Source organism: Neochlamydia sp. EPS4 (assembly GCF_000813665.1).
Taxonomy (GTDB): domain Bacteria; phylum Chlamydiota; class Chlamydiia; order Chlamydiales; family Parachlamydiaceae; genus Neochlamydia.
On record NZ_JSDQ01000050.1, the window covers coordinates 22037 to 44531 of the forward strand.

A 22495-nucleotide genomic window follows, 5' to 3' on the forward strand; every position below is an offset into this window, starting at 1 on the left:
TATATTTAAAAAAATAGGCCTTTAAGGAGGGGTAGGTTGCTGAAGGGATAATTTCCTTTTGAAGGACAGACTTTTGCTTCTTTACCGTCTTATCTTACATAACTGCTTGTGAAAAAAGCGGGAAACTATTCATCTACTTAAAACGGCTTGTTTACTTAAAATTGTCTATTCACATTCTCGCAAGCTTTATAGCTCAGCTAATCAAGCAGACCTTTTTTGTAAACTTTTGGCTGCAATATGCAGGCCAAAAACTAAGAGGGCTCCACAGACAGTAAGTCCTAAGGCCAGCCATGTTTCATAAGAAGTCCATGGGGGTAGGATAGGCTCAAGGGTCTCTAGCTGAGCACCTTTTTCAAGATGGAGAGGTAAAAGAGCATATTGATAACTCCAAAAAGGCCATACTGCTTTTATGGCGCCAATCATAAAGCCTGTTAAGGAAGCGATAGCTAAATCATGGTGCTTATCTAAAATCCAGCTTATAAAGCGTGAGAAAAAAAGGGCGCCTAAAAAAATACCTAATAATAAGTTGGCTAAAATAAGAAACGAGGGTTGATCAAAATGCCCATTTTTTAAGCTACTAGAAAAATCTGCTAAAGCTCCTACCGCAAGGGTATACATGCCTAGAATAGATAAAAGATAGCTTCCTGATATTCCCGGCAGAATCATGGCACACACAGCCAAAGCTCCGCAGAAGATAATCCATGGGTCCAAACTTTTACTCTTACTATTGGGGAGAAAAAATTCTAGGGGCCCCCAAGTGGCAAGCTTATAGCTGTAGGCAAGCGTTGTAGGTGGAATCGCCTCTTTAGCTAGCATGGCGGAGAGCATTGAGGCAGGAACTGCTTTTAACGTGTGGGTAGAAAAATCATAATTGCGCAAAGGCTTATCAGAAACGATATTATCAATTTTGATATCATAAAGGTCATCAGCATTTGATGAAGATATCATGGAAGATGATTGAGTTAGAAAAAAAGCTAGGCTAGCACTGCTTGCAAATAAGAAGATTAATGGCAGGGTCCAACGCTTGACTTGACCCATACATAGTAAGGTGGCAGCAATAATCAATCCAAAAAAAGTGGCATAGAGTAAGGAACGATAAGTTTCATGATTTAAAAGGTAGGAAACTAGGTGCGCTAAGCAGAGCATAGCTAGGATAATGCCTATTAACAATCCTAACAAAAATTTCCAAGCAATAAGATTAAAAAATTTTCGAAAATGACCTTTTAATAACGTTTTAAATGCTAAGCGATTAAGAGTTTTTAAACTATAAAGAAAATCTTCGTAGAAACCCATGATGAAGGCAATGGTACCTCCAGAAATGCCAGGAATAATGTCTGCTGTTCCCATGCATAGTCCCAAGCAAATTAAGCATAGCCAACCTCTTGCTGCTGCTAAAGGCAGCTTATGAGAAGGCTTAAGCAGCAATATGGACATGATTAGATGACTCCAAAGTACCGTGCCGTGAACCAAGCCGTAATGATGAGCAAAATAAAAGCACTTATCCAGATGGCATTAGGAAACCATTTGACTCCCGCTCCTGGATTTCCACGGACTTCAAGCGTTCCTATTCCATAAGCAAATTCTTGCGCTTCTGGACGCGAGAAGATGGCTGGATTCTCTCGAACAATTTTTTCCCCATCGATGCCTAGAAAAGCTGCATATTGACGAATGAATCCTTGAGCATAAACAGGGGAATTAAGTTTATCAATTTCCCCCTCTTCAATAGCTTGAAGATGGGATATGCGAATAGAGGTCGCATTCTCAATTTCTTTGAGAGAGAGGTTAAGCTCCTTACGGCGCTGCTTAAAAATTTCACCCATTTGAATAGATTCTTCTCGGATTTTCATATGTTAGGTAACGATCTTTACAAGATCAACCTTCTCCTTATGTTGACAGTTATCAAAACTACCTTTTATACTATAAAATTAATAATAACTCAAGTTAATGCATGACCGATTCATCTCCCTCTGGCAAGTCCACTACCTTTGTCACCCAATTAGACATAAAAATAGCCGATAAGCTAATGCAAGATCTTATAAATCAGGGTTTTGAGATAACAAAGCCTCTTTATACTCTATTTTCTGCCAAAAAGAAAGGGATCAGTTGCACCCTTTACCAATCAGGCAAATTAATGGTTCAAGGGAAAGAAATGGCCTCCTTTATGGAATTTTATCTAGAGCCTCACATTCTGGGGGATTTTAAGTTTAGTTACGCGCATCTAGAGATCGATATAACGGCTCGTATAGGAATTGATGAATCAGGTAAGGGAGATTTTTTTGGACCTTTATGTATCGCTGGAGTGCAAGCTGAAGGCCACGCTATCCATCATCTAAAAACCTTAGGGGTTAAAGATTCTAAGTCTTTAAGCGATCAATCCATTATAAAAATTGGCAATAAGATTCGCGCCGAATATGCGCATCATATAGTGAGGATAAACCCGGCTAAATATAATGAATTGATGATCCAGTTTAAAAATCTCAATCATCTTTTAGCTTGGGGACACGCTACCTCTATTGAGCAGCTTGCAAATAGGACCGGTTGTCAAAATGTAATTATCGATCAGTTTGCAGATGAACGAGTGGTCATTAGAGCCTTACAGCGAAAAAAAATGGAGATTAACCTCACACAAAGGTACCGAGGAGAAGAAGATTTAGTAGTGGCTGCTGCTTCCATACTTGCCCGCCAAACATTTGTGGAAGCTCTTGATCAATTATCTGAAAAATATAAGATAGAGATTCCTAAAGGAGCATCTATGAAAACAATTGAGATAGGAAAAAAGCTTGTACAAACTTACGGCAGCGAAGTGTTAGAACATGTGGCTAAATTACACTTTAAGACTCTAGATGCTATTATGAAAAATTAAGTAAGCCATAGAGAAGTTAAAAAAGCTAAAGGCTACGAAGAGGGGAGAGCTTTTCTTACTACAGGAATAAATATATTTGTTAATGCCCTAACTTTTACTTGTCGATTTCTTTTTGCCTAAAAAATTAAAGGGTAAAAAGGGATAGCTTCTAAGCTTTAAAGAATGTATAAAAGGTGTTGAATCTAAAGGGTAGACAATTCTTTATAGAAGATGGTTTTAGATAAAGAAAATAAGCCCTGTTTTTTATCATAGGTATCTCTTACTCCAGATGATGAAAGTAGGCTTTTTTTGATACGGAAAGAGTAAGCCGGCACTAAAAAGTGTGTTTTTAAAAATTAATTTCAATTAAGTCTAATAAAAATTAAAAAATCGGGGAGAGCTAAAAAAGAAATGATGGGCAGCTTAAACGTATGTGGATTTATTTTTTTATCCGCAGGATATCACCTATGCTAAAGCAATTACGCATTAAAAATATCATACTTATTGAATCTGCAGAAATAGATTTTGCCGAGGGCTTTAACGTTTTATCGGGTGAAACGGGATCAGGAAAGTCTGCGATCATGAACGCTATTCGCTTAACTGCGGGAGAGCGAGCAGAAACAGGGATAATTCGTAAAGGCGCTGATAAAGGTGTTGTGGAGGCTGTTTTTGATATAAAAGGCTTGGTAGAAGTAGAGAATTTACTGGAATTAAGCGGAATTGATAGAGAAGAGGGTGCAGAGCTTTATATACGTCGCGAGATTTTTGCTACCGGTAAAAGTCGTGCTTTCATAAATCATCAGCTAGCGCAGTTAAGCTTGTTACGTGCTCTATCTACCCATTTGATTCATCTCGTTGGGCAACATGCTAATCAAGATTTACTTTCTTTAGATCGCCATCGTGAGCTACTCGACCTTTTCGGTAATATTAAAGAGGAAGTGGCAGCCTTTTCAGCTAGCTGGGAAGAAGAAAATGCCTTGCAAAATGAATTAGAGCAATTAATAAATAACGAAGCTCAAAGATTGCGCGAAATGGAAGTCTGCCATATGGTACTTGAAGAATTAGAAGAAGCTCATTTAAAGGTAGGAGAAGAGGAGGAACTCTTTAGCGAATACACCCTTTTAACGCATGCAGAAGAATTGGGTACAAAAGTGCAGGAGGTCTGCCAAGTATTGGATGGTGAAAAAGCGGCCCTACTCCCTCATTTGAATCGTCAACAGCATGTTGTAGGCTATTTAGCAAGCCTTGATCCTGCCTTAAAAGACCTTTCTGAAGCTTTCCATAATGCCGTTTTAGAGCTCCAAGAAGTAGCAAGCGCATTAACTCTTTACCAATCGCGCTTAGAATATAACCCTGTGCGTACCTCCGAGATAAATGAACGCTTAAAATTAATTACCCGTTTGAAGAAGAAATACGGGCCTACTGTAGAAGACATGCAAAGCTTTGCAGAGGAAAGTAAAAAAAAATTGCAAGTTTTAGAAAATGCGGATAATAGAATTGAAGAGCTAAAAGACAAACTTGAACTTGCTAAAACGAAAAATAATCAGAGAGCTTCGCAATTATCGGATAGCCGTCGAAAGGCTGCGGTAAGGTTAGCTGCTGCTTTGAAAAAGGAGTTATGTTCTTTGAATATGCCAAAGGTAGATTTTCAAATAGATATCCATCCTTCTAAGAGAAACCGTTATGGAGATGATAAAATAGAATTTTTCCTGCTTCCGAATCTTGGAGAACGTCGTATTCCTATCAAAGACTGTGCAAGCGGCGGAGAGCTATCTCGGGTCATGCTCTCTTTGCAAACTGTTTTAAGTGATAAACAACGTATCCCTACGTTGATATTTGATGAAGTGGATTCAAACATTGGAGGCGCAACAGCAGCAATCGTGGGAGAAAAACTTAAAGCCATTGGCAAAGACCTGCAGGTATTATGCATTACTCATTTTCCTCAGGTCGCTCAACATGCTGATTATCACCTTCAAATCTCTAAAAAGGTGGTAGGAGATCGGACAGTAACCTTTGTCAATTTATTAGATGCTTCTACCCGCAAGCAAGAACTTGCACGAATGACAGGTAAGGCCACCTAAGCTTTGAAGGGATTAGGCTCTAGATTAACTGCGACGAAAGCAGCAGGACCTGCAAAATAAAAGCTTCTTAAGCGTTGTTAAGATAAGTTTCTACAAAGAAGGAGTTTAATCTAATGAAATACACTCTGCAAGAAGCTAAACCTGTATGCACACATATCTTACAAGCAATGCTATAACTAGCAGCTAAAAAACTCTTATGGGCGGCAAAAGCATCAAGCCCATGCCTACTCTTATCATTTTTGCTTAAGAAATCACCCCTGTACGGTTGAAAAAAGCATTATCTTTTAAAAACTGACTTTTTTGAAAACAGGTTTTTTATCAGAAGATAAGTTTTTTTATCCAGGTGCTTGAGGGGAAGGATCTTTTGCCTTAGCTACTTTTTTAAATAAATAGATGTAGCCATTTCTATTCGAGGCCTGCGCTTCCGAGAGGGTAAAGGAAGCTATATGATCTTTCAAATCATCAGCATGATACCATTGAGATTCTCCACTATGGGGATTAACTCCCATAACATTTGCCTTGTAATGGCCTGCATTTAAAGTTCCTTCTTGTAAGACAGCTCCTACTAATTCATATTCGTAATCTTTATCTGTTTGCTCTTTAAAAGCTTGGGAGAAGTTAATGCGATGGTTGTTAGGGAAGTTTAGAGGGGTGGAAATTTTTCTAGATTCGTAATGCGTTTGGGGATAGGAGGGAGGGATGAGCTTTTCCTCTTTTAGCATTTCCAGCGCTGCTTTCTTTGCCTCTTCTTTACTGATGTAGCTTGCTCTATCCTTTTTAATTAATTGTTTGGCCCTGTTATTAATAAGTTGTTCATATTTATCTTTTCTCTGGGTGGACACAAAATATTTATAACGTTTTACATGCACAAGAATAAACCCACGCTCTTTAATTTCTACTAATCTCTCTTGCTCACTATATTGGGTTACTGTTCTCACCTCTCCATTTTCTTCTCGATCAAAAGAGCACCCAGGCTCTTTATCAAATACTTGTGGGCTATAAGCTTCATTTAAAACTTCTTGAAAATTTGTGTGGCCCGTAGGAATTAAAAGCCTTAAAATTGATGTACTATCTTCTCGGAAATGGGATATATCCTTAAAAATGGTCCCAGGTAAACCTTTGATTTCTTTTTCAACTTTAAAAAAAGGTGAGGAAAGATAGGAAAAGAGTGCTGTTATAAAAACATCAGCATCGTATTGCGCGCCTCTATTTACGAACTCAGCATCCAGCAAGGGAGTAGCTTTTTCTAGGCATTTTGCTGCTGAAGTGATGGCATCTTGATTGCCTAATTGCAACGCTTCACTTAGCAGATGAATGGAATCAAGTAAAAGTGTTGGATCAATAGGCTCTGAGGGCAGCTTAGGCTTTTGAATTATCTCTTCTATTTCAACCTCAGGAGCCTTAGGAAAAGCAAGGTTTTCCATAACAGGTGGCACAGGCTCATTGTCTTGAGGTTTTACAGGTGGCGCAGTGGCATGGTCCGCGGCCTGCCATCTCTTTTTTTCTTCCAAATAAATATCCCAAGCTTCTTTTTCTACTTCATAGCGTTGAAAAGTTCTTCGATATTCAGCTTCAGCTCTTTTTTGAGCTAATGAATAAGCTTTAAGTTCTTTTCTAAAGTTTTTCAAAGCTTTAAGTTGGTCGAGCAGCAGTTGTTTGCGTTGCTCACATTTAGTCGGGTAATTTAACAAGCACTCATTATATTCATCCATTTCCTTATTGTAGGTGTCTACTAATATAGAGCGTTCTTGGTATTTTTCTGCTACCAACTGATGAAATGAATCGCCCATCGCCCATACTAGCTGGATAGCAGCATGAAACCAGCAATTATTTTTTTTATTCTTAAAAACTGGGGGCATGTTCAATGTTTTTTGAACTCTTTGGCCCTTAGCTGTTTCTAGGCTATTTTTTACCTCTTGTAGGAAGTCAGCAAATTCGCTTTCTATTTTTACAGGGAGAACCACCTGCTGAGGAGATCTTATAAGTTCTAACTTTTTCTGGGCGGTCTTTAAAGTATTTTTCCATGCACTTATTTTGTTGTCAGTCTCGCCTTCTTTTAAGGAAGCAGGTAGATTAGAAATTTTATCTAAGAGGTTATTAATCTTAGAGTTTGTCTTTTTTAAAGCTTCTTTATCTACCATGGAGTCAGTCTCTAGCAGCTCGACCTTTAACCTCAGCTGGGAAACATTTGCCTCCAGCTCATCTAGAAAAGATCTTTGAGCAAGAGGATTTTCTATTATAGGTGGTGCTTCCTTACCTATTAAGGTAGAATTCGTAGGATGAGGAAAGATTTGCATTTCTTGGCTTACGCGTCTTCCAATATATTCTTCGTCATCATCTTCCACGAATTCATCGAAATCTTCATGAGAATCTTTAAAGCAGCACCTAAAAACGTTAAAAATTTTGCTTGGTATAGACTTCAGCCAGGTAACTATTACATTGAGTTTGTGGCAAAGCTTTTCCCATAAAGTCATTTCCTTTATTTTTGGTAAAGCAATTTTATCTACTCTTTGTGCTTGTTGATTCGGCACTTTCCTCTCTTCCGTGTTAGAAATAGGGTTGACAAAAGGAGGAGGAGCCACCGGAGGAAGGGAAGGAAAATCTTTATTCATAAGAGATACCACTGCTAGGTTTACAATTAGTATAGCAGGCGATTTTTAAAAAGTAAATTAAATATACATAAAAAACCTTTTAATGAATAAATTTATTTAGCTTTGCCTAAAGCATACAGCCTTATGTTCTTTGCAAGCTAAAAGAACGTAATTAGGAAAACTCTAGAGAGGAAATAACTATAAAGGTAAAGTTAGCAGGTCGGTTTTTTTCTGGTAGTGGGAGGCTAAAATAGCATGAACTTTAAATGCCTAGGGATATTAAAAAATCAAAGGAAACCAATTTTATCTGCTAGGAGAGCAATAGCTAAAAAGCTAGCTAGCTGCCATAAGATAATCAGTGGATTGGCTTTAAAAAAAACTAGTTGGGCATATAATTTTCCACCTCTTATTTTTCTACTTAAAATTAAGATTTTGCTAAGGGTATGAGTGTATAAAGATTGGCTCCCACGTGTACAAATTAAGCTTTGCCAAAAATATTTTTAATTTAGTGGGGTTTAAGTGTACGGATGAAAAAATTTAGATTTTTAGAACAAAGTTTTCTTTCCTTTTAACTTTTAAGAGTTAATGCGTGCTAGGGTTTCTTGGAGTCGCTCTTTATGCATCCTATACCTAATAAAGAGCTTGTTTTTTACGAGGAGAGCCCACTTAAGAGAAAGGTTGACTTTTTCGTTATACAGATAGAGTTTCTTCAAAAGCTATGGATATACATCCTAGGATAAGCAAAGGGGCAAAAGTGTGCTTGTGCTTTAGAAAAGCTGGGAAATAAAAGGCCAACAAAATACAGGGAGAGAAAACTGTTGCTAAACAAGAAAAAAAATTTATTAGATAAGGTGGATAGGAAAATTGGCCCCTCAAGGTTTTTGAAGTAAAAGCAAATTTTTAGCTATTAATGAGTTAATTAAGCTTTTTTTTGAGTAGAACAGCTGAAAAAGCTGGCATCTGTAATAATGGCTGTTCAATCCACGGCTCTTGTCCCTCCTCATAAAAATCATAGGGAGAGGGGTTAGCCGTGTTAATGATTAATTGCCAGCATTGATCCTTCTCAAGCATAGGGATGAAAATTGTTTGAGGAATATTTTGTGCATTAAAAGCACAATAAAGAATTGCGTTTTCTTCTCTAGCAAGCAAAGTAAAAGCTAAAAATTGTGTTTCTTTATCCCACTCTATTTTTTCTCCGTCAGTTCCTCTCCAGAAAATATCCTGCTCGTTTAAAAATCTTCCTTGTTGCAGAGCGGGGGTTTGCTTTCTAAATTTAATCATTAAGCGATAAAAACGGTAAAATGCTGCATTCTCTTGAAGTTTATCCCAAAGGAACCAATTAAGCTCATTATCTTGGCACCAAGTATTATTATTACCCTTTTTTGTATGAGCATATTCATCCCCCATTTGTAACATGGGAATTCCTTGGGACATCATTAAAGCTAAATGAAAATTACGCAGCTGCCGTTCCCTTAGATCGTTAATATGCAAATCCTCCGTGGGCCCTTCTAGACCACAGTTCCAGCTTTCATTCTGGTTGGTACCATCCTGGTTGTTTTCTCCATTTTCTAGGTTATGCTTATGATTGTAGGCGACTAAATCGTAGAGAGTAAATCCATCGTGGGCCGTTATAAAATTGATGCTGCTTAAAGGTGAATGAAAGCTATAAATATCTTGAGAACCTGCTAGGCGAGAGGCGAACAGATCTTTTGTGTAAGGCGTTCCTTTAATAAAGCGCCGAACAGTATCTCGATAAAGGGCATTCCATTCACTCCATCGGTTTTTTTTAGGGGAAAATGTTCCTACTTGATAGAGGCCAGCAGCATCCCAAGGTTCAGCAATTAAAATTGTTTGCGAAAGGACAGGATCATAAGAAATCGCTTCGACAATAGGAGCTGTTTCAAGAACTTCCCCTTGCATACCACGGTTAAATATAGAAGCCAGATCAAAACGAAAACCGTCTACGCGCATTTCTACAACCCAGTACCGTAAAACATCCAGAATAAAATGCTGAAGAATAGGATGATTAGTGTTGAAAGTATTCCCACAACCTGTAAAATTCATGAATCTGTTTTCTTTATCTTTCAAATAATAGGTGTTACAATCAATGCCTTTAAAAGAGGTAAGGGGGCCATCTTCATTCCCTTCATTCGTGTGATTAAGAACAATATCCAGGATCACTGCTATGCCTGCTTTGTGAAAAGCTTTTACCATTTTTTTAAACTCCTGTAAAGCTGCCCATGGAGCAAGGCTGAATGCATAACGATTCATAGGAGCAAAAAAGTTGATAGAGGAGTATCCCCAATATTGAAATAAATTTTTTTGAAGAGAAAGATGAGGGAATGGGTATTCACATTCATTGAATTCTTGAATGGGAAGTAATTCAACAGCATTAATGCCTAGCTGTTGTAAATAAGGAATTTTTTCTATCATTCCTAAATATGTTCCGGGTGCCTTGACTTGGCTGGAGGGATGTTGAGTAAACCCTCTCACATGCATTTCATAAATAATCAAGTTTTTATGCGATATTTGGGGTTTTTTATCATCTTCCCAGTCAAATTTTTCTTCAGGATAAAGCAGCCCTAAAAAAAGAGGATGATCTTTGTTAGGCGCCAGGCGCCTAGCTCCCCAAATTTTAGGAGAAATAACAGCTTTAGCATACGGATCTAATAGATAGCTGAAGGCGTCAAAATATTTATCGGGGCCTCCTAGCTTATAAGCATAACCTAACGGCTTGCTAAGAGTAGTCGCCAGAAAAAGGTGCCAGATATCGCCCGTTTTATTTAGAAGAGGATCCAAAGAGAGTTCTATAAAGGGTTGATTAGTGGAAGAATCGAATAAAGCTAAAATGACCGATGAAGCTTTCGATGAAACTAAAGAAAAGTTAATTCCATCTTGTTGCCAAGTAACTCCCAAGGGAAAAGGGCTCCCAGCTCCAACTTTATAATTAAAAGTATTCATTCCTGCATTTTATAAATATAAAGGTAATTTTATAAAATGATTTTTTTAAAACCCAAAGGTTTAAGGGTAAAGAAAACCTAGCTTGGGGGTCCAAGGGGAGTAAAGCCTTATAGAGAAGATAGGATGCTGGAGCCTGGAAAAGTAAAAACTTAGCCTTTTTTAGGCTTTATTGGTTGGATTTATAAAAAAATAAGGGGGTGATGAATTGTAAACTGCCTTAGAAACATAGAGAGGTGTAAATAACCAATTTTTTTACTAAGCACTTGATTTTAAGAAACTTAAATAATTCTCTAGGTTGGTTAGATGTTCTATAGCTTCAAGGGTTTTTTCTGCTTGCTAAAATTAATTGATTCTTATTGCTAAACAAGAATATAATTGAGTTAATGAAGCTTAAAGTTAGATCAGGAGAGTAGTAATCTCTCAAAAGGTCTTTGCTTAATAAGTGATGCCACCTTGGTTTAATGATAGGATAAATAAAAAATTCGCAGAAATGTCCTGAGGAGGTTTTAACATGTCTTTTGAAAATGCGAAGGAAAATCTCAAAGAATTTGGTAAAGAGTTAGGCCTTGAAGGGCTTGAATTCGATGAAAACAATACGTGTATATTAGGGATAGATGACGAATTTTCATTGCATCTTACCTATGAGCCTAATTCAAAAAGGCTATATTTGTACTCACCTCTACTGGATGGCCTTCCAAAAGATAATAAAACCAAGCTACGTCTTTATGAGCGTTTGCTTGAGGGCTCGATGCTTGGTGGCCAAATGGCTGGAGGCGGAGTTGGAGTAGCTGTTAAAGAAGAACTCATTTTGATTCACTGCACCATCGAAATGGAGCATGCTGAAGGCAATAGATTGCGCGCTTTTGCTCCTTTATATGTTGAAACTGTTGAAAAATGGCGCAAGACATGCCAAGAAGTATGCGACGGACGCGATGAAGCACTTCAGCCTGATTCACCTTCTTTATTAGGAGATCTATCAGATGGACCTTCCATGGGACCCGGCGGGAAAACCCCAGGATTTATCAAAATCTAATCCTAGATATACCGCAAGGCATGTAGGTGTCTTGCGTATACCTGTTTTTAGGTGCTTTGCAAAATGTCTGTTAATTTTCTCTATTCTCTAAAAACTTTCCTTTTAATGTTAAAGCTTCCTTAGCTTCAGATGCTTATTAGCAAGCTTCCTTGTAAAAATTATTAAAAATACATTTTCTTCCCCTCTTAAAAGAAGGTGCATTTTTGTTGATTTTTCAAAAACTATTTAAGGGGACACTTAACTGAAAAGCTGTTTTTGATTTACAACAGCTCAGATCAAAAAAAAAGTTTTACTTTATATCGTGAATCTTTGGAGCAGTCCTTAATTTTTGCCTTGATTTTTGCTCGATTGATACTCTATTGTATAGATTAAAATAAAAGTATCCTTGAAAAGGTACAATATGAACAAAATTAGCGAGGTTTAATAAAATGATTATCATTGAAATCGCAGGCCATTTAGGGACAGATCCCGAAGTTCGTTTTACACCAGGTGGCCAAAAAGTTACTATGTTACGCTTGGCAACGAATACTCGTAAAAGTGGGAAAGATGAAACAGTTTGGTGGCGTGTGACCATTTGGGGAGAGCGTTTTGATAAGATGATGCCTTATATAAAAAAGGGTAGCGCACTTATTGTAATTGGCGAAATGGGCAAGCCTGAAATCTATACAGATAAAGAAGGACGTCCTCAAGTATCTCTTGATTTAACAGCAGAAATGATTCGCTTTAGCCCCTTTGGTAAAGCAGACCGAGCTGGTCAAGAGCCCTCTGGTCAAGCCTCTTATGGCCAAGCTTCTACTCCTTCTTCCTACACTAGCCCGAGTGCTTATTCTGAACCCTCTTATACCTCTCAATCGACAGGGAATACAGGCTATTCTTCCTATCCTGGCAATCAATCAAGTTATAAGCCGGCTCCTAATGTGCCCGATGATGATAATATTCCCTTTTGATCCAACTAAGGATGGCGTGAATGCGTTTTTTTTCCTCCTCTAATGAAGATAGCAAAAAATTTGAGCTGCTTGTTTTACCTTTTTGGCAAGGGAAAAAGCAAGCAGAAAAGGCAGCTCAAATCGATCGATATGCTTTTCATTTTGCTCCCCTTATGATGCAAGATTTTTCCGCAAAAGAAGGTGAAATTCTGGTAGCCTATGATACCAGCACCAAGGAGGGCAAAAGGCTTGCTTTGATAGGGTTAGGAGCTAAAGAAAAAATTGATACAGAAAAATTACGCCGTATATATGCTAAGTTAACTCACTTATGTCATCAAAAAAATATCAAAAATATTTGCCTCTTTTGCCCCCAGGTAGATACTTTAGCAAAAGATGCCCTCCTTACTGGTATAGCGGAAGGAATTTTATTAGCTAATTATAATTTTGATGAACTTAAGCAAGTCACCAAAGCTGAGCATTCTGTATTATTGCAGCAAGTGACCTTTATCAATCTATCTAAGCAAGAGCTAGCGATTGCGCAACGCTGTGGTAAAATTGCTGAAGGTGTTTACATGGCACGCGACTTGGTAAATAGGAATGCCGATGAGGTTACCCCTCAATACTTATCTAGCTTTGCAAAAGCTCTTGAAAGTAAGCTTCCTCATGTGAAAGCGACTATCCTTAATAAAAAGCAGATAGAAAAAGAGAAATTAGAATTACTTTTAGCTGTGAATAGGGGCTCAACCAGCGATCCTGCCATGATTATTTTGTCCTACCAAGGCCATCCCCTATCTAAAGAACATACAGTATTAATTGGTAAAGGGATCACCTACGATACCGGGGGCCTTAATTTAAAACCTGTAGGCTCAATGGAAACGATGAAAGCTGATATGGCAGGAGGTGCGGCCGTACTAGGCGCTCTCTATGCTGCAGCTTCTTTAGGGCTTGAGGTTAATCTAACGGTAGTAGTGCCAGCCACAGAAAATAGTATTGACTCTAATAGTTTTAAACCAGGGGATGTCTACAAGAGTTGCAAGGGATTAACAATTGAAGTTAATAACCCTGATGCTGAAGGTCGCTTAGTCCTTGCAGATGCGATCACTTATGCCATTAAGTATTTAAAACCCACTCGTCTTATCGATGTTGCTACCTTGACGGGAGGCATTGATGTGGCTCTTGGTCCCGAAGCTTGCGGCCTGTTTTCCAATAATGATGACCTTGCAAATGCTTTAATGCGCTCAGGCTCAAAAACGTTTGAAAGAGTCTGGCGTTTACCTTTGTACGAGGAATACCACACTTATCTAAAATCAGATATTGCGGATATGAAAAATAGTTCCGGCCGTTCTGCTAGCTCTATTACCGCAGCTATGTTTTTACAAGAATTTGTGGAGAAAACTCCTTGGGCTCATTTGGATATTGCAAGCACGGCATTTTTCAGTGAGAAAAAACGCTACCATCCGAAGTATGCTACAGGGTTTGGGGTGCGATTATTAATCGACTTTCTTTCTGCAAAAAACTGAGCTAAAAAATACTGGGGCGGATAGCTTCTCAAGTTGCTTGTGAGGCTTTCTATAAAATTTTCCTCTCCTTCCTTCTCTGAAGAATTGGTTTCAATTTTTCTCTGTAAACTTTTTTTCAGCCTTTTCTCTCTCATAAATTTTTTTGTAAGTCCTTCTAACTTTATCTTTACCGTCCTCTTTTTTTATAGGCTACCTCTTAACTTGGAGACCATTCGATAAAAATCTTTTTCAAGCATACTCTACAAAAAATCTAAATAGATAGATCAATGGAAGTCTTAATGAGGCGATATTATGCCGAGCCTTCGATAATATAATTTTTTAGTTTGCCAGCTAATGCGCATGGTAAATCTACCCTAATTAAAACATCATTTTCTTCATAATCTTGATGGATAATATTGCCTAAACGCATGACTTCACTCACTTTATGGTATTCAAGCTGGGGGATTTTTAAGGTGACTGAAGTACGTCTTCGATTGAGCTCTTGAATCATCTGCTCTAATAGATCTTCAAAGCCGATTTTATTAAGGGCAGAGATGCAAACAGATTTGGGATAAAGAATGCGTAGGCGTGTAATTTTCTGGGGATCATTACATACATCCATCTTATTAAGTACGGTAATGATGGGTTTATTTTCAGCATTCAGTTCTTTTAATACCTCGTAAGTGGTGGCGGCTTGCTCTTCAGCCATAGGGTGGCTAATATCTACTAAATGGAGGAGAATATCTGCTTGCAAAGCTTCTTCTAATGTGCTTTTAAAAGCAGCAACAAGTAAGTGAGGGAGTTTGCGTATAAAGCCCACCGTGTCAATCAATAAAATTTCTTGATTATTAGGTAATAAATATTTACGTGTAGTGGTATCAAGAGTAGCAAAAAGTTTGTCTTCGACAAAAACTTTAGCATCCGTTAAAGCATTAAGAAGCGTAGATTTACCCGCATTTGTGTAACCTATAATGGCGAAAACTGGAATTTCTAATCGAGTGCGAAGAGTGCGCTGTGTGAGGCGATTAGCTCGTACTTCATGAATTTCATTTTGAAGGCTATCCATCTGTTTTTTTAAAATTCGCTTATCAATTTCGATTTGCTTTTCACCTTCCCCCTTGAGGTAGGCTCCTCCGCTTTTACCTCCTGTACCCGCTTGGCGCGATAGATGAGACCATAAGCGTTTTAAACGTGGTGCTTGATATTTAATTTTAGCTAGTTCAATTTGTAGACGCGCTTCTTTAGTGTGTGCTCGTTGGGCAAAAACTTCCAAAATCACTCCCGTACGGTCTATAACAGGCATTTTAAAAATATTTTCCAAATTGCGTTGCTGGCCTGGTGAGATTTCATCATCAAAAATGACTAAATCTACTTTTTGCTCTTGTGCCATCCGCAAAAGTTCTTGTAATTTACCTTCCGTGACAAAAGTAGAGGCATCATATTTACGCACCATACAAGGAACTTTAGCGTTAACATGAATGCCATAAGTTTCAGCTAGTAAGGCTAGTTCATCCAGATGCTCTTCGCAGATTGTGCGAAAGTTAGATCCTTTATAAACAGAAACAAGTAAAGCTTTTTTAGGCTGCTGATATTCGTCTTCCGAGGATTCTAGGATTTTTGGTTTAATAGAGGGCATACATTTACTCTTTATATTGAGGAGGTTAAGGGGATTTCAAAATCAATCTCTAAGCCATCGTAAGCTAATTGATAGTTTGGTGGAAGCTTGGAATTAGTATAATCATGCTCCAGCTCATGAGCGATGTGAGTAAACCATGCTTGGTCAGCACCCACTTTGGAAGCAAAATCTATCGCTTCTTGAACATTGAAGTGTAAAGGGGAGGACTGCTGACGCAGACAGCTTACCACTAAAGTCTCTACTCCTTGCAAATCTTCAAAAATAGTTTGAGGGTAATGGCGGATGTCAGAAATGTAGGCAAAATTGCCTACTTTAAAGCCATTGACTAACATGCCACCTTGCTGGTAGGTTACATAATGAATAGGTAATCCTAAAAAATTTACTTTTCCTCTTTCAGACTTTAGATAATGCAAAACAGATCGAGTCGTTAATTTTTCTGTGGAAGAAGTTTTATCAAAAGCATAGGGGAAACGCATTTTTAGCTCCTCTGCTGTAGCTTCAGCCAGTAGGCAAGGGATAGGCTGCTTGGAACGAGCATTAAGGATCCTAAGCTCGTCAAATCCTCCTGTATGATCATAATGAGCATGCGTTAAGATTAAGCCATCAATCTGTTTAATATGATGGTGAAGCATCTGAGTGCGAAAATCAGGACCACAGTCGATGACAATTTGTTTATCATGGATTTTAATCAGCCCAGAGGAGCGTAAGCGTTTATTGTAAGGGGATTCTGAACGGCAAACTGCACATTCACAACCAATTACCGGTACTCCCAATGAACTGCCTGTTCCAAAGAATAAAAATTTGCCTGCAATTTTCATGAAAAAACACTCATAGAAAAATTATAAGTTTTGCCTTTATTAAAAGTTCCCAAGGAAAAGTTTGTGCTTATTATTGAATGAATATAGGCTGTACTCTCTTTATCGTTTGCTAGAAATTTTGCACTAGCTTGGGGAAAGATTTCGCGGCTTTTAAGAATAACAGCGGGCATAGGCTTTTGCATAGTTAGGCTATTTATCTATAGTAATCAAGCAAGAATGCATGTAGCCATCCTGCTCAGATTTGCTTAAAAATTTTATTATTTGCTTTATGGGCGAAAGAATTATGGTTAAAATTCTAATCAGCTTTAAATATAAAAGTTCTTATTATACAGTGTATGAGGAATAATGCAAGATGGCTTATTGTATTTTAACTATAAATCAAATAAGCTCTTGTGCTTATGCGTATAGCTATTATAGGAACAGGTCTATCAGGATTAGCCACAGGATGGTTTTTGCTAAAAAAATTTTCCTGCAAGCAAAGACCTAGTATCACTTTCTTTGACCATTTAGGGGTGGGAGGAGGGGCCTCCGGAGTAGCTGCCGGACTGCTGCACCCTTATGTGGGTGCTACCGCTAAGCTTAATCGTTATGGACTAGAAGGTTTTGAGGCCACAGAGAAGCTGCTAAACCTTGCCTCTGAAAAAATGGGCATGCCAGTGGCCAGCTATAACGGATTTTTGCGGGTAGCTCTTTCACTTCAACAAGAAAAGGATTTTCAGCGTTCAGCTTTTCAGTATGATGATTTGCTATGGCTAGAAGCAAAGGAAGCCAAGCAAAAAATTTCAGGACTGTCTTTTCATCCAGCACTCTTTATTAAAAAATGCATGGCAGTAGATTGCTCTCTTTATTTGGAGGGACTATGGAAAGCCTGCAATGAAAAAGGAGCTGTGCTTGAAAGACAGGAAATAGAAACATTGGATGAATTGAAAGCTTTTGACCATATCGTGTTAGCTACGGGTGCCTTCGTTAATAGGTTGCTAACATCGCAAAAGCTGCCTGTGACCGAAGTAAAAGGTCAGGTTATTGATATTGTGTGGCCTAACAGTTTGGAACCTTTACCCTGTCCTTTAAGCTCACAAGCCTACCTAATTATGAATAAGGGAAAAAATAGCTGCATATTAGGGGCGACTTATGAACGTGGCTTTCAATCAGCGCAGGCTAATTTGAGAATGGCTTCAGAAGAAATTATGCCTAAAGCCCTGGCTTTATTGCCTGCATTAGAAGGTGCGACAGTGTTAAACTGCAGAGCAGGGGTGCGTGCTTCTACTCCTGGTCATATGCCTATCATACAAAAAATAGGAGTAAACGTTTGGGCAATTACCGGCATGGGATCCAAAGGACTTTTATATCATGCTTTATATGCTGAAAAGCTAGTCGATATGATGAAAGAAAGGCAATCATGCCATTCTTTTTAATTATCAAAATATTATATATTGCTGGCTTCTTTCAAATTGCTCGATGATGCTTGAATGGATTTATAAACCTACTCTTGCAAGCTCGGCTAATTTTCTACCAGTTTTTTTATTCATATTTTAAAACTCTTCATTTGTAGCTTAATACGAAGTTAGGCACTTATAGAGAAGTTTTTTGGAGGCCTCTTATCATTAAAACATGGGCTTCAGCCGCAAAGTTAAAGAAAAAAATCACAGCAGGTGTAAGGACGGCAGTGAAAGGTATCATCGTAAAAAACCATTGAAGGATTGCATGTAAAGGGTTGTGGCACGAAAAACATACTGATCCTGTCATCCAAGCGGCTAAAATTAGCAAGCCCGCAAGACACCATAAAGGAAAGGTAGCTATTAGGGACAAGATAATATTACTAAATATATCCCCTCTCATTCTTTTAGATAATATGTCAGCAACTTGTATGCGATTTAAGCCTTTCAAAGCAATCACGGGTGTAACAAAAAAGAGAATGGCCAGGCTTAATATGCATAAAAGCAGAGTACCTAGATTAATTAAAAAGGGACCAAAAGCCAAAATAGCACTGAAGAAGGGGCCTACTGCAGGAATCTCTTCTAGTAAGAAAAAGAGGCCCAAAAGCATCCACAGTAATAGGTAGCTTAAAATAATAGGAATGCAAAAATAAGAAGCTCCAATCATGATCTCCCACGATTTAGCTAATATCTCTGTATAACTGGTCTGCTTTTTTTTTATTTCATCATGATAAATACGAATAAGAACAATCCCTGTGGAAAGCAAAAATCCTGCACAAAGAAAAATAGGTAAAAAAGTTAGACTCATCATCAGCCATTCATTAGCTCCTAGAGCTAGGCCACGAAAAAACACTACCAAGACACCACATAATGCTAAAATGGTAAAGACTAGTAAAAATTTTTTCTTATTAAGAGAGAGGGCTAACGCTCTATTAAACATTAATTGTAAGTCATCGAATGTCATAATTGTTTTTTATCTCATTTCGAGGTTTGTAAAAAATATTTAGTTCCTATGATAGGGATATCTTTGCTTTTATGGCCTTCTCAGTATTCGTAAAAGGTTAGAGCTCAAATGTAATTTTATTCACATACTCAAAATAGCTAGTACTCCAGAAGAAATCAACTCAAGAGGGCCTCATTTATATGGATAGCTGTATAAGCTAATCTCTAAAGGGGCCTTAAGTTATTCCAAATAAGAATTCACTCATCTTCTAGGCTGCTAGATTATGTGTAAACGTGCACCTAGCTTATCTTTCACAAAAGTGCGCTCTTCAATTAGCTCGCTTTCAGAGGCCATAATCTTATTTCTTATCCACTTATGCCAAGGAAGATCTTTTACGATCTCATATGTTTTATCTTCCTTAGTACGACAGGGAAAGGAAAAAACTAGATTTTCTTGAATTCCATAAGGGTTATTGTTGCTAATTACTCCTGAAGAATACCACTCTCCTAGAGGAGTCGGGTTAATAATAGCTTTCATAGCATCAATAGCTGCGCTGGCTGCTGAAGCTGCGGATGATTTTCCTCTGGCGGCAATAATTTCAGACCCTCTTTCTCGTACTCCACTCATGAAATCATTTTCCAGCCAATGCTGGCTTATCGGAAAATCTATCAAAGGCTTATTTTTTATATGCACATGGGTAAAGTCTGGTACTTGCGTAGAAGAATGGTTGCCCCATATCACGGCTCTTGTCACCTCATTGCTATTAACATTTGCTTTTTTTGCTAATAAGCTTACGGCACGATTTTGATCCAAACGCATCATCGCATGAAAATTTTGTTGAGGAATCCGCGGAGCATGGCTGAGGGCAATTAAACAATTAGTATTACAGGGATTTCCCACGACCAGCACAATGACATGCGGGTTAGCGGACTTATTTAATGCTTGACCTTGCTCAACAAAAATTTTACCATTTTCATTGAGCAAATCCTTTCTTTCCATGGCAGGACCCCGTGGCTTGGCACCTACTAAGAAGGCATAATCTATCTCTTTAAAGACCTCATCAGCGTTGCTTCCAATGATTATTTCTCTTAAAAGGGGAAAAGCACAATCTTCAAGCTCCATAGCTACACTCTGGAGAATAGGCATGGCTTCTGGGATTTCTAAAAGATGCAATCCTATGGGCTGAGTAGCGCCTAATAAGTCGCCATTGGCTAGACGGAATAAGAGGCTATAAGCGATTTGCCCTGCTCCGCCTGTGACAGCGATACGTTTCAGAGGTAGAGGCATAAAAATTCTTCTTTCTTGCTATTAAAGAATAAGGGGATTCTAAAAGTAAAGCTCAATTTTGGCTAAGCTAAACTTATAGAGCCAAGGGAGCTTTAAGGACCTAAGGTTGGAAGCTTACCTACATAATTTAAGAAAAATTTTATCTTTGTTACTCTTTTGGGGCTAAAGATAGCTGTGAAGCTGTCATTTCCCTCTATAAGGTACCATCTACAATGGCTTTTTCTCTCTAAGATTTTCCTGGATGCACTCAATATTTTGAGAGAAATTTTTTATAGAGAGTAAAAAATCTTGCAAATCTCCAGCAGTCAATCCATCACTCATTAAAGATTTTATGTTTTCTTTTAAAAGATGGTGTCTATGCCTTTATATATTTAGTTTTGCCATGCAGCTATTCTAAGGCGCCTTTAGTCTCTAAAAGTTGGATTATCTGTTCGTAGTTCATCCGATTTTTTTCGGAAAGATGCTCTTTTGCCCAGCGTAAAGCTGTAATGCCACGGTAATCTTTGGCATTGATATCTGTCGTTTTATCTACCAAAATTTTTACTAACTCTACATTCCCATGCTTTGCAGCATAATGCAAGGGCAACCTTAAGTTTTTATCAGAGATGTTTGCATCCGCGTGATGTTTTAATAAAAATTGGGCAATCTCTCGATGATTTCCTTGTACAGCATAACTTAAAGCGGTGCTTTCGCTATCATCTCTTTCATTAATATGAGGGGTCGCTTTTATCAAAGCTTTAATAACTGGCAAATGCCCTGCCAGAGCGGCATAATGTAAAGGTAAAGCTTTAAAGTGGTCAGTTTCATTAGCATCCGCACCGTGCTCTAATAAGTAATTAACTATCTCAATTTTTCCGCTCTCAGCTGCCAAGCTTAAAGCCGTCTGATCCTTATCCCCTTCTTTGGCATTCACATTTTGAGTTAGTGGAAGCAAAATTTTAACAGTAGATAAAGAGCCTTTCTCAGCAGCATGGTGTAAAGGTAGCTTTCCATCATCATCTTCTTTGTTAACATCCCCCCCTAGGGTGAGTAAGGTTTTAATATCTTTTTTCTTTCCATAATGGCAAGCAAATCTCAATGCTAAAGTTAAGACTTTTTCCCGCTCGTAGGCCTTATCAATGTTTGAAAGTAAGATTTCAACAATAGCTACATGTCCTTTCTTAGCTGCCCAAATGATAGGCAGCTCATTATTTTTGTCCTTAATGGCAGGGTTGGAATTTTGATTTAATAAATACTCTACAACTGCTACTTCTCCTGATTCTGCTGCACAACTTAAAGGGGTGCGCTTGTCATGATTTAAAGCATCAATATTTTTAGTAAGGCCTGCAAGGATCTCAACAACCTGTAAATGCCCAGCTTGGGTAGCAAGGTGCAGGGGCAGATTGCCCTCTCTATCGGTACTATTTGCATCTGCCTTTTGTTCTAGTAAATAGCTAACCACATCTTTTTTTCCAGTTCTGGCAGATAAAAGCAACGCTTCGCTTAAAAGCTCTCTGAATGGATGGGTGTTCTGCTGGTGCAAAGCTTTAACAATATCTAAATGCCCTGCTTGAGCTGCTAGCTCCAAAGCACGATGAAAATGTTGATCTTTTAGTTGTGGATTAGCACCTTTTTGCAATAAATATTTGACAATATGTAGTTTCCCAGCTTCAGCGGCTACACTTAAAGCCGTGCGCTGAGACTTGGGGCTTTTTTCATTAATGGGATGAATGAAAAGAAGTCTTTCGATCTCATCTAGATTTCCTCTTTTTGCTGCCAAGTGTAAAGGGGGGAGCTTCTCTTCATTTAAATTAATTTCCTCCGTTTCTGGCAACAAGATGCTATCTATATTGCTTGAAGAGCTAACCAGGGAGGAAATATCATTCTCGCTTGTAGAGGTCACTTCTTTCTTAGGGCTGTCTAGATCGTCGGCGACAGCTCTATTCACATGCTCAGCATTTATCCGCTTAAAAATAATTTGGCGGGCAGTGTATTGCACCGCATTAGCCTGGTCTTGAAGCCTAGGTTTTGTAGATATTTTAGCAGCAGAAAATTTTTTCACTAACGTGCGAAAAGAGAAGACAGCGATGGGCACAGTTAAGGGTAAAAGAGGGAGGGCCACTAAGGTAATTAAGGCAGTAAGGCTACCCACCCATAGCTTTGATTTACTCTGAAGAATGCTAAAATCTCGAAGAGCATGATGTTGAGAAGAACAAGGGTTAATTAAGGAAAAAAATTTTGATATTTTCATTGCTAACAATCTCTCTATAATTTTACTGCTAATTATATATAGCTTTATTGTTTTCTTATATTAAATTCTTAAGAGGAGGGAAATTATGGCTTTAATGCATGTAAAACTCTAAAAGAGAGTAAAGCCTACTTAATATGATGAGATATCTCATCTAGACAAAAAATATTTATTGCCTATATAAATTAAGTGTTTAGCTACCAGCATCTTTTTCT

At 38.2% G+C, this 22495-nt stretch carries 15 protein-coding genes; 6 read left to right on the forward strand and 9 right to left on the reverse strand.

The features are described 5' to 3' along the window. Window positions 1-201: 201 nt before the first annotated feature. Window positions 202-1434: a DUF368 domain-containing protein gene (locus DB42_RS05145; protein WP_044882021.1), complete on the reverse strand. Its 1233-nt coding sequence runs from the start codon at window positions 1432-1434 to the stop codon at window positions 202-204. 2 nt (window positions 1435-1436) lie between these two features. Beyond that, window positions 1437-1847: a RodZ family helix-turn-helix domain-containing protein gene (locus DB42_RS05150; protein ID WP_039385455.1), complete on the reverse strand. Its 411-nt coding sequence runs from the start codon at window positions 1845-1847 to the stop codon at window positions 1437-1439. Between the two features lie 101 nt (window positions 1848-1948). On the opposite strand from DB42_RS05150, the gene rnhC reads away from it, so the two are divergent. Together rnhC and recN are read left to right on the forward strand one after the other, a co-directional pair. Continuing rightward, window positions 1949-2863 (forward strand): ribonuclease HIII, encoded by a 915-nt coding sequence (gene rnhC, locus DB42_RS05155; RefSeq protein ID WP_044882022.1) that lies wholly within the window; start codon window positions 1949-1951, stop codon window positions 2861-2863. Between the two features lie 446 nt (window positions 2864-3309). After that, window positions 3310-4923, forward strand: coding sequence for a DNA repair protein RecN (gene recN / locus DB42_RS05160; protein WP_044882023.1), 1614 nt, complete (start codon window positions 3310-3312; stop codon window positions 4921-4923). 335 nt (window positions 4924-5258) lie between these two features. Here recN and DB42_RS05165 read toward each other — a convergent pair whose 3' ends face one another. Beyond that, window positions 5259-7535 carry a hypothetical protein gene (locus DB42_RS05165; protein WP_044882024.1) on the reverse strand — a complete coding sequence of 759 codons (2277 nt, stop codon included), beginning with the start codon at window positions 7533-7535 and terminating at the stop codon, window positions 5259-5261. 894 nt (window positions 7536-8429) lie between these two features. Continuing rightward, window positions 8430-10475: a glycogen-debranching protein gene (locus DB42_RS05175; protein ID WP_044882026.1), complete on the reverse strand. Its 2046-nt coding sequence runs from the start codon at window positions 10473-10475 to the stop codon at window positions 8430-8432. 511 nt (window positions 10476-10986) lie between these two features. On the opposite strand from DB42_RS05175, the gene DB42_RS05180 reads away from it, so the two are divergent. The 3 genes from DB42_RS05180 to DB42_RS05190 all read left to right on the forward strand — a co-directional run bounded on the left by DB42_RS05180 (window position 10987) and on the right by DB42_RS05190 (window position 13954). Continuing rightward, window positions 10987-11508, forward strand: coding sequence for a CesT family type III secretion system chaperone (locus DB42_RS05180; protein ID WP_044882027.1), 522 nt, complete (start codon window positions 10987-10989; stop codon window positions 11506-11508). A 428-nt stretch (window positions 11509-11936) separates the two neighbouring features. Continuing rightward, entirely contained in the window at window positions 11937-12455 is a 519-nt protein-coding gene (gene ssb / locus DB42_RS05185) for a single-stranded DNA-binding protein (protein WP_044882028.1), read from the forward strand. 20 nt (window positions 12456-12475) lie between these two features. Beyond that, window positions 12476-13954, forward strand: coding sequence for a leucyl aminopeptidase (locus DB42_RS05190; RefSeq protein ID WP_044882029.1), 1479 nt, complete (start codon window positions 12476-12478; stop codon window positions 13952-13954). Window positions 13955-14243: 289 nt separating this feature from the next. Here the strand turns inward: DB42_RS05190 and hflX are convergent, their stop codons facing one another. Both hflX and DB42_RS05200 read right to left on the reverse strand, forming a co-directional pair. Further along, a complete protein-coding gene (hflX, locus tag DB42_RS05195) occupies window positions 14244-15569 on the reverse strand; it encodes a GTPase HflX (protein ID WP_044882030.1) in 1326 nt (441 codons plus the stop codon). Window positions 15570-15580: 11 nt separating this feature from the next. Next, the gene (locus DB42_RS05200; RefSeq protein WP_039385429.1) at window positions 15581-16387 is read right to left on the reverse strand and encodes an MBL fold metallo-hydrolase; all 807 of its coding nucleotides are present in this window, start codon (window positions 16385-16387) and stop codon (window positions 15581-15583) included. A 398-nt stretch (window positions 16388-16785) separates the two neighbouring features. On the opposite strand from DB42_RS05200, the gene DB42_RS05210 reads away from it, so the two are divergent. Further along, window positions 16786-17802: an FAD-binding oxidoreductase gene (locus DB42_RS05210; RefSeq protein WP_044882032.1), complete on the forward strand. Its 1017-nt coding sequence runs from the start codon at window positions 16786-16788 to the stop codon at window positions 17800-17802. 157 nt (window positions 17803-17959) lie between these two features. Here DB42_RS05210 and DB42_RS05215 read toward each other — a convergent pair whose 3' ends face one another. The 3 genes from DB42_RS05215 to DB42_RS05225 form a co-directional block, all read right to left on the reverse strand. Continuing rightward, window positions 17960-18787 (reverse strand): hypothetical protein, encoded by an 828-nt coding sequence (locus tag DB42_RS05215; RefSeq protein WP_044882033.1) that lies wholly within the window; start codon window positions 18785-18787, stop codon window positions 17960-17962. 255 nt (window positions 18788-19042) lie between these two features. Then, window positions 19043-20053: a malate dehydrogenase gene (locus DB42_RS05220; protein ID WP_044882034.1), complete on the reverse strand. Its 1011-nt coding sequence runs from the start codon at window positions 20051-20053 to the stop codon at window positions 19043-19045. Window positions 20054-20441: 388 nt separating this feature from the next. Continuing rightward, window positions 20442-22283, reverse strand: coding sequence for an ankyrin repeat domain-containing protein (locus DB42_RS05225; protein WP_044882035.1), 1842 nt, complete (start codon window positions 22281-22283; stop codon window positions 20442-20444). Between the last annotated feature and the right edge of the window lie 212 nt (window positions 22284-22495).

Bases quoted from the DNA above. Each gene is read 5' to 3' on its own strand.
- DB42_RS05165 (WP_044882024.1), bottom strand. From the start codon at position 7,535: ATGAATAAAGATTTTCCTTCCCTTCCTCCGGTGGCTCCTCCTCCTTTT.
- DB42_RS05190 (WP_044882029.1), top strand. From the start codon at position 12,476: ATGCGTTTTTTTTCCTCCTCTAATGAAGATAGCAAAAAATTTGAGCTG.
- DB42_RS05200 (WP_039385429.1), bottom strand. From the start codon at position 16,387: ATGAAAATTGCAGGCAAATTTTTATTCTTTGGAACAGGCAGTTCATTG.
- recN (WP_044882023.1), top strand. From the start codon at position 3,310: ATGCTAAAGCAATTACGCATTAAAAATATCATACTTATTGAATCTGCA.
- DB42_RS05150 (WP_039385455.1), bottom strand. From the start codon at position 1,847: ATGAAAATCCGAGAAGAATCTATTCAAATGGGTGAAATTTTTAAGCAG.
- DB42_RS05220 (WP_044882034.1), bottom strand. From the start codon at position 20,053: ATGCCTCTACCTCTGAAACGTATCGCTGTCACAGGCGGAGCAGGGCAA.
- DB42_RS05180 (WP_044882027.1), top strand. From the start codon at position 10,987: ATGTCTTTTGAAAATGCGAAGGAAAATCTCAAAGAATTTGGTAAAGAG.
- DB42_RS05215 (WP_044882033.1), bottom strand. From the start codon at position 18,787: ATGACATTCGATGACTTACAATTAATGTTTAATAGAGCGTTAGCCCTC.
- rnhC (WP_044882022.1), top strand. From the start codon at position 1,949: ATGACCGATTCATCTCCCTCTGGCAAGTCCACTACCTTTGTCACCCAA.
- DB42_RS05175 (WP_044882026.1), bottom strand. From the start codon at position 10,475: ATGAATACTTTTAATTATAAAGTTGGAGCTGGGAGCCCTTTTCCCTTG.
- hflX (WP_044882030.1), bottom strand. From the start codon at position 15,569: ATGCCCTCTATTAAACCAAAAATCCTAGAATCCTCGGAAGACGAATAT.
- DB42_RS05225 (WP_044882035.1), bottom strand. From the start codon at position 22,283: ATGAAAATATCAAAATTTTTTTCCTTAATTAACCCTTGTTCTTCTCAA.
- ssb (WP_044882028.1), top strand. From the start codon at position 11,937: ATGATTATCATTGAAATCGCAGGCCATTTAGGGACAGATCCCGAAGTT.
- DB42_RS05145 (WP_044882021.1), bottom strand. From the start codon at position 1,434: ATGTCCATATTGCTGCTTAAGCCTTCTCATAAGCTGCCTTTAGCAGCA.
- DB42_RS05210 (WP_044882032.1), top strand. From the start codon at position 16,786: ATGCGTATAGCTATTATAGGAACAGGTCTATCAGGATTAGCCACAGGA.